Origin of the sequence: Rhodococcus sp. NCIMB 12038 (genome assembly GCF_002165735.1) — a bacterium.
Classification (GTDB): Bacteria; Actinomycetota; Actinomycetes; order Mycobacteriales; family Mycobacteriaceae; genus Rhodococcus_F.
Genome location: NZ_NHML01000007.1, coordinates 17,207 through 30,504, shown reverse-complemented (window position 1 = coordinate 30,504; position 13,298 = coordinate 17,207). Strand labels below are relative to the sequence as shown.

Genomic DNA, 13,298 nt, shown 5'->3' with positions numbered 1-13,298 from the left:
GGCCGAGGGCGGCAAGCGCAGTGCGCTTGCCGCCCTCGGCGACGTTCGGACCGGACGAATCCGATCAGTGCATCATGACCGTCGGAGCACCCTCGGCCTCGAGATGCGGGTTGACCGACTTCTTCCGCGGCAGCATGAACGCCGGGATGAGCGTCAACGCGATCAGCACGGTGGCGACCAGGAACGTGTTGCCGAACGCGTCGGCGGCCTGGCTCAGGACCTGGTCCACCATTCCGGGAGGCTCCTGCGCGGCGACCTCCGGCACGTGCTGCATCGCGACCGTCTGGCTGTCGAGACCGCGATCGAGCAACTGGTTGGTGAGGACCACCGACATGACGGCGGTACCGATCGAACCCGAGGTCTGCTGGACGATGTTCATCAGCGTGGAACCACGCGCTACCTGATCGTTGGACAGCGTCACGATCGCCGCGGTCATCAGCGGCATCATGGTGCAGCCCATGCCCATGCCCATCACGAACAGCGCACCCATCAGCAGCCACGTCGGCGAATCCGACGCCACCTGCGTGAAGACGCCCAGGCCGATGAGGATCAGCGGCAGACCCGTCAGCACGATCTTGCCGGGGCCCATCTTGTCGACGAGACGTCCGGCCACCGGCATCGTCAGCATCGCGCCGATACCCTGCGGAGCCATCAGCAGACCGGCCGCGAGCGTGGTGTGCCCGCCGACCTGGATGAAGTAGCTCGGGAACAGCAGACCGGCACCCATGAACGCGACGATGAACAACGACGTCGTGATGACCGCGACCGACAACTGCCGGTTCTTGAACAGGTGCAGGTCGATCAGTGGGTGGTCCTTGCGCAGCGCGTGGAAGATGAACGCGACGATCAGGATCAGGCCGACCACACCGGGCACGAGCACGCGGGCCGAGGCGACGGTGCCCACCTCCGGGATGGACGACACACCGAACAGGAACAGCGCCAGACCCGGCGAGAGCAGCAGCATGCCGAGGAAGTCGAAGGACTCGGACGGCGAGGCCTTGTCGGTCGGCAGGATGATGAACGCAGCGGCCAGGGCGACGATGCCGATGGGCACGTTGATCAGGAAGATCCAGTGCCAGCTCGCCGCCTCGATCAGCCAGCCACCGAGGATCGGGCCACCGATGGGCCCGAGCAGCATGGGGATACCGAGAACCGCCATGACCCGGCCGACGCGGTCGGGGCCTGCCGCCTTCGTCATGATCGTCATGCCGAGCGGCATCAACATGCCGCCGCCGAGCCCCTGCAGGACGCGGAAGCCGATCAGCGACGTGATGTCCCACGCGAAACTACACAACACCGAGCCGAGCACGAACAGCACGAGGGCCGTCATGTAGAGGCGTTTGGTGCCGAAGCGGTCGGCCGCCCACCCGGTGACGGGGATGACGGTCGCCAGGGCGAGGGTGTACGCGGTCATCGTCCATGCGACCGTGGCGTACGTGGTGTCGAACTCGGTGGCGAACGTCGGCAGCGCGACGCTGACGACGGTCACGTCGAGGATCGACATGATGGCACCGAGCACCACCACGGACGCGATCTTGAGGACCGTGCCGTCGAGCTTGTCGGGCGCCGCGTTCGCGGCGGTCGGCGATGTCATCCGAATATCTCCTGGTTGAGTTCTCGCAGGGACTCCCCCGCGAGGATCGGTTGTAGTGCCTCGATCAGTCGAGTCCGCTCGCTCTCCGGAACCCGCCATGCGAACCGTCGCAACTGATCACGCTTGCAATCGATGTGCTGGTTGGTGACCTTATGTCCAGCCTCCGACAGAGAGACCCGTTTGACCCGCCGGTCGCGCTCGTCCTCCCGGCGGACGACCAGACCCAGCTTCACGAGTTGATCGACATTTCGACCCGCCGCGGCAACCGAGAGCCGCAACCGCTCGGCCACTTCGTTGATCGGAAGTGGCTCACCGTGCTGGCCCAGCGCGAAGAGCATGCGCACCTGCGAAAACGTGAGGTCCAGCTCGATGAGGTTGTCCATCGACTCCGACTCCCCCGCACTCAACAGTTGGGTGAAGAAATCGTTGAGTAGTTCGAAGAGAAGATCAGGAGAATTGTCGGGCACCCTGCAATGCTAACGCTCATGCAACTATTGCCCAAGAGCAACTAAGGCGCAACCGAATAAATGGTGTCAGGTATCACATTCCCCAGCAGAGCTCACTACCTGCGGGTTCAGTCCTGGACGAGCACCGCCTTGCCCTGCACGAGACCGGCGTCGAGATCGCGCAGCGCATCCGCGGCCTGCTCCAGCGGGTACCGGGACGTGACCACCGGGCGCAGTCCGCGCTGCACGTGCCGGATCAGCGCGGCGTGCACCTCTTCCAGCGCATTCACCTCGGGAATCGCACCGCCGGCGGAACCGATCACCAGGCGCCCTTCCGGGGGCCAGCACCCGGACGGCCTCGTCGAATGCGTCGCCGCCGGCTCGAACCATTGGACGCACGGGGTGGCGGGAGGCGTCAACGAGCGAACAGCCGCTTCCGCCTGCGGGCGACGGTCACCATCTCGGCCTTGTCGGTCATCTTCACGCGCGGCCGTGCCGATCCCGCGGCGCGGGACGTCTCCGCCTTGTCGATGGCGCGCCAGCCGGCGAAGCCGATCTGCTCCGGTTGGCGCCGCTCGACGAGCTTTTTCACGTCCTTGCGGGTGCCGACAGTGCCGAGGAGTTTGCCGGCCTCGAAATCCGCGAGCAGCGAGGAGACTGTTTCCTTGGCACACGCCTTGTTGGTGCCGATGACCCCGCTGGGACCGCGCTTGATCCACCCCGTGACGTACACCCGGTCGGTGACCCGGCCGTGCTCGTTGGGGATCACGCCGCGCTTGTCGTCGAAGGCGACGCCGCCGACGGGATTGCCGCGGTACCCGATGGAGCGCAGCACGAGCGAAGTGTCCAGCGAGCCCTCGTCGCCGCGGGCCCGGGCGGACAGCGCGCCGGATTCGTCGACCACCAGTTCGTTGCGCCCGTAGCGCAGGGCCTCGGCCTTGCCGGTGCCGGTGACCTCGATCGGCGACGTCAGGTAGCGGAACACGATGCGCTTGTGACCGGGGCGGGGCGCGCGCTGCGCGAACTCCCGCGCAAGCCGGACCTTCATCGCGGTCGCCGGATCGTCGAGCAGCGTCGCGCTGGCCGGGTCGAGAGCCAGGTCGGCGTCGTCGATGACGAGGTCCACGTTCTCGAGGTCGCCGAGCGCCAGGAACTCCGGATTGCTGTACGCGGCCTGTGCCGGCCCACGACGGCCGAGGAGCACGACCTCCTCGATGTTGCTGCGCCGCAGCGCGGCGAGGGCGTGATCGGCGATGTCCGTCCGCTCGAGCTCCTCGACGTTCATCGTGAGGATGCGGGCCACGTCGAGCGCGACGTTGCCGTTGCCGACGATCACCGCGCGCTTCGCGGACAGGTCGAACGTGCGCTCCGCGTAGTCCGGGTGGCCGTTGTACCAGGCCACGAACTCCGTGGCGGCGTGCACGCCGGGGAGATCCTCACCCGGGATTCCCAGCCGCCGGTCGCTCGACGCCCCGACTGCGTAGATGACGGCGTGGTGGTTCTCGAGCAGTTCGTCGTGGGTGACGTGCTTGCCGACCTCGACGTTGAGGTGGAACTCGAAGTTCGGCCGGTCGAGGCTCCATTCGAACATCCGGGTCACCTCCTTGGTGCCGGGATGGTCGGGCGCGACACCGGCGCGAACGAGTCCCCACGGCGTCGGCAGCTTCTCGAACATCTCGACCTCGACGTCCGAACGCTCGAGCAGTTCACCCGCGGCGTAGCAGGCGGCCGGGCCGGCGCCGACGACGGCGACCCGGAGCGTGCCCAGGTCGCGCCGCGGCGGGGTCGCGGGTGTGAGCGGGATCCACCCGGTCGGCATGGGGTTGGTCGTGTAGTACTCGGCGTTGATGTCCCTGTAGCGGGTGAGTGAGCCGAGGAGCTTGTCTTCGGGGAAGATCGCGTCGACCGGACAGGCATCGACGCAGGCCCCGCAGTCGATGCACGTTTCCGGGTCGATGTGCAGCATCTCGGTCTGCGCGAATTCCCGCTCCTCCGGCGTCGGGTGGATGCAGTTCACGGGGCATGCGGAGACGCAGCTCGCGTCGTTGCAGCACGCCTGGGTGATGACATATGCCATTGCGGTTTCCTCACACCTGTCCGGACCGTCGAACTCATTTGTGTTACACGTAGTAACAGTTATATGAACTGTACTGAGAATCGCGTCCGCAAACAAGCACCGGCGCCGGATGGGAGAATCAGGGCCCCCGTCCACGAGCGAAGGAACCGCATCTTGGCACTCGACCGACCCCTCGCCGCTCCGCCCTCACGCGGCCGCTTCTTCGAGACCTCCTGGCCGGTCCGCACCGGCGACATCGACGCCGCCAAACGACTCCGCCTCGACGGCATCGCGCGCTACCTGCAAGACGCCGGTCTGGACAACCTCGACGCGGTCGACGCCGCCGACAGCCACCCGCTGTGGATCGTCCGGCGCACCGTCATCGACGTCCTGCGGCCCGCCGTGTGGCCCGAACGCGTCCACCTCCGACGCTGGTGTTCGGCTCTCTCGACGCGCTGGACGAACATGCGCGTGCAGATCCAGGGCGAAGGGGGTGCGCTGATCGAGACCGAAGGGTTCTGGATCCACATCAGCGGCGAAACGGGCATGCCCACCCGCATCGACGACGGGTTCATCGAACGCCTCGGGGAATCGGCGGACGAACACCGGCTGAAGTGGAAACGGTGGCTCGTCGAGAACGCGCCTGCCGCCGACGAGGACGGGATCGAGGACAGCGAATTCGTCCTGCGCCGCACCGACATCGACCCCTTCGACCACGTCAACAACGCCGTCTACTGGCAGGCGGTCGAAGAGCTGCTCGCCGACCACGAGCATCCCGGCGGCGGCCGCCTCGTCGACAACCCGCACCGCGCGGTGCTCGAATACCTTGCCCCCATCGTGTCGACCGACAAGATCACCCTGCGCAGGCGCCGGGACGACACGTCGCTGACCGTGTGGTTCCTGGTCGACGACGCGCTCCGGGCGGTGGCCCACGTCGGGCCGCTCACCACCTGATCACACCATCTGCTGGGTGCCGATCACCCGCAGCAGGTCGAGCTTGGCCCGCGCATCCGAGCCCGGCTGCGGCATGTACACGAGCAGGTGCTGATAGGCGCCCTGCGTCAGCAACGTCTCGCACACGAGGTCGATGCGCCCGACCTCGCCGTGGAGCACGCTCTTGGTGTCGGATCGGCGGACGGCCACGTCGTGCCGGTCCCAGAGCGCCGCGAACTCGGTGCTCGTCTCGTACAGCCGGGCGACGAGTTCGGCGACGTCGGCGTCGCCCGCGCGCCGGGCGGCAGTCGCCCGCAGGTCCGCGACGTGCTGTCCGGCGAGGCGATCGTGATCGTCAGCCGGGAACATTCCGCGCTCGGCGGGGTGCGCGAACCACCGCCACGTGATGTACCGGTCGAGTCCCGCATACCGGGTCGCGTCGCCGAACAGAATCACGTGCATCCGGTTCTGGATCAGCACTTCCCCGAGGTCCGAGATGACGCAGCCGGGGGTGTCGTCGAGTTTGTCGAGCAGGTGCAGCAGACCCGGCCCGACGTGCTTGTTGCCCGCGGCCCGCATGGGCGGCACCTGCCCAGACAGCAGATACAGGTGATCGCGCTGATCGTCGGTGAGCCGCAGAGCCCGCGCCATCGACGCCAGGACCTGCGTCGACGGGTGCGGACCGCGCGCCTGCTCGAGCCGCGTGTAGTAGTCGGTGGACATTCCCGCGAGCAGCGCCACCTCGTCACGCCGCAGTCCCGGCGTCCGCCGCCGCACTCCCGGCGCCAGGCCGACGTCCGCAGGCACCAGCTGTTCCCTGCGGCGGCGGAGGAAGTCGGCCAGCTCGGAGCGGTCCATGAATCAACTGTGCCGGACCGGCCGGGTCGCTGCCAGGGATCGCCGGTCCCCCGATGAACGGTCTCTGGTTGCCGGGCCCGCCGACGGTGACGCTGGTGTCGGTCAGGAACACACAGCGATCATCGGAGCAGAACATGATCAGCACCACCGCACTCGGAACCACCGGTCCGGCCGTCGGCCGGCTCGGCCTCGGCGCCATGGGAATGTCCGGGACGTACGGCAGGTCGGACGACGCGGAGTCCGTCGCCACGATCCACGCGGCCCTCGACGCCGGGATCGACCTCGTCGACACCGGCGACTTCTACGGTTCGGGACACAACGAGTCCCTGATCGGCAGGGCCCTGCACGGCCGTCGACGGGAGGACGTGATCCTCAGCGTCAAGTTCGGCGGGCTGCGCGGGCCCGGCGGCACGTGGGCGGGTGTCGACACGCGACCCGAGTCGATCCGGAATTTCCTCGCGTACTCACTGCAGCGGCTCGGCGTCGACTACATCGATATCTATCGCCCCGCCCGCCTCGACCCCGACGTGCCGATCGAGGACACCGTCGGCACGATCGGCGAACTCGTCGAGGCCGGGTACGTGCGTCACATCGGCCTGTCCGAGGTGGGTCCCGAGACCCTGCGCCGAGCGGCGGCGGTGCACCCGATCACGGACCTGCAGATCGAGTACTCGCTCGTCTCCAGGGGAATCGAGGCCGAGATCCTGCCGGTCTGCCGGGAACTCGGGATCGGCGTCACGGCCTACGGCGTGCTCTCCCGCGGTCTGCTCAGCGATTCGCTGCGCACCGGTCAGGCCCTCGCGGCCGACGACTTCCGGGCGCACAGTCCCAGGTTCCAGGGTGAGAACCTCCGGCAGAATCTCACCCTCGCCGACTCACTCGCCGCCGTCGCCGCGCAGCACGAGGTGAGCGCCGCGCAGCTGGCGATCGCGTGGGTTCTCGCCCAGAACGACGACATCGTGCCCGTGATCGGAGCGCGTACCGTGGCCCGGCTCGCGGAGACACTCGGCGCGCTCGACGTCCGTCTCGGTGCCGGCGACCTCGCGGGGATCGCCGCGGCGGTCCCCGACACCGCTGTCGCCGGGGAGCGCTACGCGCCCGTTCAGATGGCCCAGCTCGACAGTGAACGCGCCGGCGTGGGGAGCTAACGTCTAGGCCATGGCCTCGCACCGCCCGTCGCGGACTCGCACGCTGATCCTCATGCGCCACGGTAAGTCGGCGTACCCGGAGGGGGTCGCGGATCACGAGCGGCCACTGGCGCCGCGCGGGCGCACGCAGGCGGTCCTGGCCGGCGAGTGGCTGCGGTCCACGCAGCCGCCGATCGACGCGGTGCTGTGCTCGACGTCGCGGCGGACCCGGGAAACGCTGGAGGCGACCCGGGTCGGTGCTCCCGCCCGGTTCGCCGAGGAACTCTACGGCGCGTACCCGTCGGAGGTGCTGACGGAGATCGTGCGGATCGAGCCGTCGGTGCGCACCCTGCTGGTGGTCGGGCACGCCCCCGGCATGCCGTCCACGGCGCTGGATCTGTCGGGCAACCCCGACACCGGGGACGCCAACCGGATGCGGGAGAAGTTCCCGACGTCGGCGCTCGCCGTCCTCACGGTGCCGTGCGACTGGGACAAACTCACGTCGAGCGCGGCGTCACTCGCCGCGTTCCACGTTCCACGGTAGCGGCCTCAGAACAGCTTGCGGCCGACGACGGCGACGACACCGAGGATCAGGACCAGCACCAGCGCGGACCAGAATCCGAACAGCCACCAGACCACGCCGAAGACGACCAGTGCCGGCGCGACGGTGATGAGTGCGATCGTCGGGCTCTCCCGCACGACTTCGAGTGCCGACTCGGCCTTGACGCGATCGATCTTCTTCTCGGACATCTCGTCTCCGTTCAGCGAACCACGCATATCGGACAGGTGCTGTCGAGGATAGCCGTCACCGGAGAGTGCCGGTTCGTGCTCGAGCGCGGACTTTTCGGCTAGCTGCCGGGGAACGTCACGACGTCGAGGTACAGCGGCATCTCGTCGGAACGCGATCCGGTCTGCGTCCCCGCCTCGTCGACGACCGGGGCGCCTGCGGTCGCTGCGGCCTCGAGGCTCTCCCCCGTCACCCGACTGTCGAGGTCGAAGTTCTCGAACTCGAACGGAATGCCGTTCGACGCCAGGAAGTCCGGCCCGTCCATCACATGGAAATGCAGGTGCGGCGCGTCGGTGTTTCCGCTGTTGCCGAGTAAACCGATCTGCTCGCCCGCGCGCAGGTTCTGGCCGACGCTGATGTTGTCCACGCTGCCGGGCTGCAGGTGCGCGTAGAACGCGAACCGCCCGTCCCCGATCGCCTGGACGACGTGGTTTCCGCCGTACTGGTCGAGCGGCAGTCCCTGCGGACTGGCCCCCGGAACCTGTTCGGACAGATTGCCGACGACGGCGATGATCTCGCCGTCCGACACGGCGCGGACCGGTGCGCCGTAGTACTCGTAGCTCGACAGCTGCTTTTGGTCGCCGGTGTAGATGCGCCCCTGCTCGTCGAGCTGGACGAAATCGATCGCGAAACGCTCGGCGGACAGCATCCGGCCGTTGATCGGCAGCACGGCGGCGCGGTGGGAGGTGACCGTGCAGCAACCGGTGCCGTCGAGCCAACGCGGACCGTCGAGGGGTGAGCGGATCCGGACGGCGTCGCGGGTGTCGACGTTCGTGTCCGCCACGTTCTCGGCGAGTTGCTTCGGCACGAGTGATGTCGCCTGCGGGAAGTCGACGTTCACGACGTGGTCGAGGCTGCGCGGAACGTCGTCGGGACTGTCGAGGGTCGCGTCGATCCACACCAGCCCCTGCTGTCCCGGGGCGAGGACGTTGCCGGCCTTCGGACCGCCGCCGAGGGCCTGGAACCACGGGGTCAGCGCATCGCCGCTCAGATCCACCAGTGTGCGGCCGTCACCCTTCACCTGCAGCGACGTGATCGTGGCCGGCTGCGATCCGGTGTTCGTCAGCCGCAGTTCGTAGGCCAGGTGCACACGGCCGTCGCTGCCCGTCACCGGGATCGGAGGGGCCACCACGTCCGCGACCACCGGGGTGATCACCGCGGGGGTACTGGACGAAGCCGGCGCCGCAGACGACGTCGCCTCACTCTGCTGTGTGTCCGAGGCCGTGCAGGAGGTCGCGACTCCCACGACGGCGGCGAGTGCGAGCGCGACGGCGAACCTCGACCGGGCCATCATTCGACGCTAGCAACGGCGAACATCCGGCGACAAGGCTCGACACCGGTGGATGCACCGAAAACAGATGAAGGCCCCACCCCCGAAGAGAGAGGGGTGGGGCCTTCGTCCGTTGGTGAGTGCTCGGCGAGTCCGGAGACTCGTCAATCACTCACAGGCGCGGAGCGCCTACCGGTAATCGTTGCTGAAACCGTAATCGTCCAGCGGCACGGCGGCACCGGTGTTCTGGCCGAAGCCGTCCGGGCTGTAGTACTGGTCGTCGTACGACGGAACCGCGTACGCAGCAGCGCGGGCCTCTTCGGTCGGCTGAACCTGGATGTTGCGGTAACGGTTGATACCGGTACCGGCAGGGATCAGCTTTCCGATGATCACGTTTTCCTTCAGACCGATCAGCTTGTCGCTGCGGCAGTTGATCGCCGCATCGGTCAGCACGCGAGTGGTCTCCTGGAACGACGCCGCGGACAGCCACGAGTCGGTCGCCAGCGATGCCTTGGTGATACCCATCAGCACCGGACGTCCAGCTGCCGGCTCGCGACCCTCGGCGACGACCCGGCGGTTGGCCGCCTCGAAGTCGGCACGCTCGGTCAGCGAACCGGGCAGGAACTCCGTCGCACCCGAGTCGATGATCGTGACGCGACGCAGCATCTGGCGCACGATGACCTCGATGTGCTTGTCGTGGATCGACACACCCTGGCTCCGGTACACCTCCTGGACCTCGTTGACGAGGTGGATCTGCACCTGGCGGGGGCCCATGACACGCAGCACCTCGTGCGGATCGGCAGCACCTTCCATGAGCTGCTGACCGACCTCGACGTGGTCACCGTCGGCCAGAAGGCGTTCGGAGCCGTCGTCGTGCTTGAAGACACGCAGACGCTGACGCTTCGAGAGCTTGTCGTAGACAACCTCTTCGCCACCGTCGTCCGGGACGATGGTGATCTTGTAGAAGCGGTCGCCGTCCTCGAGCTGCACACGGCCGCTGACGTCGGCGATCGGGGCCTTGCCCTTGGGGACGCGGGCCTCGAACAGCTCCTGAACACGCGGCAGACCACCGGTGATGTCGTCTCCGGCGACACCACCCTGGTGGAACGTACGCATGGTCAGCTGGGTACCGGGCTCACCGATGGACTGCGCGGCGACGATACCGACGGCCTCACCGATATCGACGAGCTTGCCGGTGGCCATGGAACGGCCGTAGCAGGTGGCGCAGACGCCGGTGCCGGTGGTGCAGGTGAGCACCGAACGGACCTTGACCTGCGTGATGCCTGCTTCGAGCAGCGCGTCGATGGCCGGGTCGCCCAGGTCGTGTCCACGCTCGACGATGACGTTGCCGTTCTCGTCGACCGCGTCGGCGGCCAGGGTGCGGGCGTACGTGCTCGTCTCCACGTGGGCGTCGCGGATCATCGATCCGTCGGCCTGCTTCTCGGCGATCGTGGTGACGATGCCGCGCTCGGTTCCACAGTCGACCTCGCGGACGATGACGTCCTGCGAGACGTCCACCAGACGACGGGTCAGGTAACCCGAGTCGGCGGTGCGGAGCGCGGTGTCGGCCAGACCCTTACGGGCACCGTGCGTGTTGATGAAGTACTCGAGAACGGTCAGGCCCTCCTTGAAGGAAGACTTGATCGGACGCGGGATGAACTCACCCTTCGGGTTGGTCACCAGACCCTTCATGCCGGCGAGCGACCGAACCTGAGTCATGTTGCCGGCGGCGCCGGACTTCACGATCATCGGGATCGGGTTGTCGTCGGGGAAGTGGGCCTCCATGGCCTTACCGACCTCGTCGGTGGCCTCGGACCAGATCTTGACCAGGGCGCTGTTCCGCTCGGTCTTGTTCAGAGCACCACGCTGGTACTTCTTCTCGATCTGATCGGCCTGAGCCTCGAAGGACTCCATGATCTGAGCCTTCTCCGGCGGCACGAGGACGTCGGAGATCGAGACCGTGACACCCGAACGCGTGGCCCAGTAGAAGCCTGCGTCCTTCAGCTTGTCGACGGTCTGTGCGACCACGATCATGGGGTAACGCTCGGCGAGATCGTTGATGATCGTCGCCTGACGCTTCTTCGGCATCTGCTCGTTGACGAACGGGTAGTCCGCGGGGAGCAGCTCGTTGAAGAGCACGCGGCCCAGCGTCGTCTCCGCCGTCCAGCCGTCACCGTAGTTCCAGCCCTCGGGGAACAGGTCCGCCTCGATGTCACGGGGCGGGCGCTGCTGCGTGAGCCGCACCTTGATCTTCGCCTGCACGACGAGCGCGCCACGATCGACGGCCATCTGAGCCTCGGCAGGCGAGGAGTACACGCCCTGCTCCGCCTCGTCGTTCGTCGACGCTGCGAGCTCGCCGGTGGCACCCGCGTCCAACCGAGTCAGGTGGTACAGACCGGTGACCATGTCCAGACGGGGCATGGCGAGCGGTCGACCCGACGCGGGCGACAGGATGTTGTTCGACGACAGCATCAGGATGCGTGCTTCGGCCTGCGCCTCCGCGGACAGCGGAAGGTGCACGGCCATCTGGTCACCGTCGAAGTCGGCGTTGAAGGCCTCACATACCAGCGGGTGGAGCTGAATGGCCTTACCCTCGACCAGCTGCGGCTCGAAGGCCTGGATGCCCAGGCGGTGCAGCGTCGGTGCACGGTTCAACAGCACGGGGTGCTCGGCGATGACCTCTTCGAGGACGTCCCACACCTGTGCGCGCTGACGTTCCACCATGCGCTTGGCGGACTTGATGTTCTGCGCGTGGTTCAGGTCGACCAGACGCTTCATCACGAACGGCTTGAACAGCTCGAGAGCCATCAGCTTCGGCAGACCGCACTGGTGCAGCTTGAGCTGCGGGCCGACGACGATGACGGAACGACCCGAGTAGTCGACGCGCTTACCGAGCAGGTTCTGACGGAAACGACCCTGCTTGCCCTTGAGCAGGTCGCTCAGGGACTTCAGCGGGCGGTTACCGGGACCCGTGACGGGACGGCCGCGACGGCCGTTGTCGAACAGCGCGTCCACGGACTCCTGCAGCATCCGCTTCTCGTTGTTGACGATGATCTCGGGGGCACCGAGGTCGATCAGTCGCTTGAGGCGGTTGTTGCGGTTGATGACGCGGCGGTACAGGTCGTTCAGGTCGGAGGTGGCGAAGCGGCCACCGTCGAGCTGAACCATCGGACGCAGCTCCGGCGGGATCACCGGGACGGCGTTCAGAACCATGCCCATGGGCGAGTTCTGGTTGACCTGGAAGGCGGCGACGACCTTGAGACGCTTCAGCGCGCGGAGCTTCTTCTGCCCCTTGCCGCTGCGGATGGTCTCGCGGAGGTTCTCGGCCTCGGCGTCGATGTCGAAGCTCTCCATGAGCTTCTGGATCGACTCGGCACCCATCGCGCCCGTGAAGTACTCGCCGTAGCGGTCGACGAGCTCGCGGTACAGCAGTTCGTCGACGATGAGCTGCTTGACGCTGAGCTTGGTGAACGTGGTCCAGATCTCGTCGAGACGATCCAGCTCACGCTGCGCGCGGTCACGGAGCTGACGCATCTCGCGCTCGCCGCCGTCCTTGACCTTGCGGCGGACGTCGGACTTGGCGCCCTCCGCCTCCAGCTCGGCGATGTCGGCTTCGAGCTTCTGAGCGCGGGCCTCGAGGTCGGCGTCGCGCTGATCGGCGACGGTCTTCTTCTCGACCTGCATCTCGGCTTCGAGCGTGGACAGCTCGTTGTGACGCAGTTCCTCGTCGACACCGACGATGACGTACGCGGCGAAGTAGATGATCTTCTCGAGATCCTTCGGCGCCAGGTCGAGCAGGTAGCCGAGACGGCTGGGCACACCCTTGAAGTACCAGATGTGGGTGACCGGAGCAGCCAGTTCGATGTGGCCCATGCGCTCACGGCGAACCTTGGCGCGGGTCACCTCGACGCCGCAGCGTTCACAGATGATGCCCTTGAAGCGGACACGCTTGTACTTGCCGCAGTAGCACTCCCAGTCCCGGGTGGGGCCGAAGATCTTCTCGCAGAAGAGGCCGTCCTTCTCGGGCTTCAGCGTGCGGTAGTTGATGGTCTCCGGCTTCTTGACCTCGCCGTAGGACCAATTGCGGATGTCCTCTGCACTGGCGAGGCCAATGCGGAGTTCATCGAAGAAGTTGACGTCGAGCACGTAACTTCCTTTCCCCAGAGGGATTGTGGATCAACGGTCACCCGCCGATTCCTGACTGCCAATTCAAATGTGAACTACGCC

11 protein-coding genes are annotated in these 13,298 nt (G+C 67.0%); 3 read left to right on the top strand and 8 right to left on the bottom strand.

Annotation, left to right across the window (positions count from 1 at the left end; all coding sequences use genetic code 11):
* Positions 1-64 precede the first annotated feature (64 nt).
* The 4 genes from CA951_RS12025 to CA951_RS12010 form a co-directional block, all read right to left on the bottom strand.
* Positions 65-1,594 carry a DHA2 family efflux MFS transporter permease subunit gene (locus tag CA951_RS12025; protein WP_087557061.1) on the bottom strand — a complete coding sequence of 510 codons (1,530 nt, stop codon included), beginning with the start codon at positions 1,592-1,594 and terminating at the stop codon, positions 65-67.
* Positions 1,591-2,061 (bottom strand): MarR family winged helix-turn-helix transcriptional regulator, encoded by a 471-nt coding sequence (locus CA951_RS12020; RefSeq protein WP_087557060.1) that lies wholly within the window; start codon positions 2,059-2,061, stop codon positions 1,591-1,593. Before CA951_RS12020 ends, CA951_RS12025 begins: the two co-directional genes overlap by 4 nt.
* A 107-nt stretch (positions 2,062-2,168) precedes the next feature.
* Complete coding sequence (locus CA951_RS12015; RefSeq protein ID WP_256973515.1) at positions 2,169-2,363, bottom strand: zinc-binding dehydrogenase; 195 nt, start codon at positions 2,361-2,363, stop codon at positions 2,169-2,171.
* Between the two features lie 92 nt (positions 2,364-2,455).
* Positions 2,456-4,117, bottom strand: coding sequence for an FAD-dependent oxidoreductase (locus CA951_RS12010; protein WP_087557059.1), 1,662 nt, complete (start codon positions 4,115-4,117; stop codon positions 2,456-2,458).
* Between the two features lie 153 nt (positions 4,118-4,270).
* Between CA951_RS12010 and CA951_RS12005 the strand changes: the two genes are divergently transcribed.
* Entirely contained in the window at positions 4,271-5,050 is a 780-nt protein-coding gene (locus tag CA951_RS12005; protein WP_087557058.1) for an acyl-[acyl-carrier-protein] thioesterase, read from the top strand.
* On the opposite strand, the gene CA951_RS12000 is transcribed toward CA951_RS12005, so the two are convergent.
* The gene (locus CA951_RS12000) at positions 5,051-5,887 is read right to left on the bottom strand and encodes a helix-turn-helix transcriptional regulator (RefSeq protein ID WP_087557057.1); all 837 of its coding nucleotides are present in this window, start codon (positions 5,885-5,887) and stop codon (positions 5,051-5,053) included.
* 134 nt (positions 5,888-6,021) lie between these two features.
* Between CA951_RS12000 and CA951_RS11995 the strand changes: the two genes are divergently transcribed.
* Both CA951_RS11995 and CA951_RS11990 read left to right on the top strand, forming a co-directional pair.
* Positions 6,022-7,035: an aldo/keto reductase gene (locus CA951_RS11995; RefSeq protein WP_087557292.1), complete on the top strand. Its 1,014-nt coding sequence runs from the start codon at positions 6,022-6,024 to the stop codon at positions 7,033-7,035.
* Between the two features lie 10 nt (positions 7,036-7,045).
* The gene (locus CA951_RS11990) at positions 7,046-7,558 is read left to right on the top strand and encodes a histidine phosphatase family protein (RefSeq protein WP_087557056.1); all 513 of its coding nucleotides are present in this window, start codon (positions 7,046-7,048) and stop codon (positions 7,556-7,558) included.
* 5 nt (positions 7,559-7,563) lie between these two features.
* Here CA951_RS11990 and CA951_RS11985 read toward each other — a convergent pair whose 3' ends face one another.
* The 3 genes from CA951_RS11985 to CA951_RS11975 all read right to left on the bottom strand — a co-directional run bounded on the left by CA951_RS11985 (position 7,564) and on the right by CA951_RS11975 (position 13,217).
* On the bottom strand, positions 7,564-7,764 hold the full coding sequence (locus tag CA951_RS11985) for a hypothetical protein (RefSeq protein ID WP_043826362.1): 201 nt from the start codon (positions 7,762-7,764) through the stop codon (positions 7,564-7,566).
* 98 nt (positions 7,765-7,862) lie between these two features.
* A complete protein-coding gene (locus CA951_RS11980) occupies positions 7,863-9,095 on the bottom strand; it encodes a M23 family metallopeptidase (RefSeq protein WP_087557055.1) in 1,233 nt (410 codons plus the stop codon).
* A gap of 165 nt (positions 9,096-9,260) precedes the next feature.
* Entirely contained in the window at positions 9,261-13,217 is a 3,957-nt protein-coding gene (locus CA951_RS11975) for a DNA-directed RNA polymerase subunit beta' (protein WP_087557054.1), read from the bottom strand.
* Between the last annotated feature and the right edge of the window lie 81 nt (positions 13,218-13,298).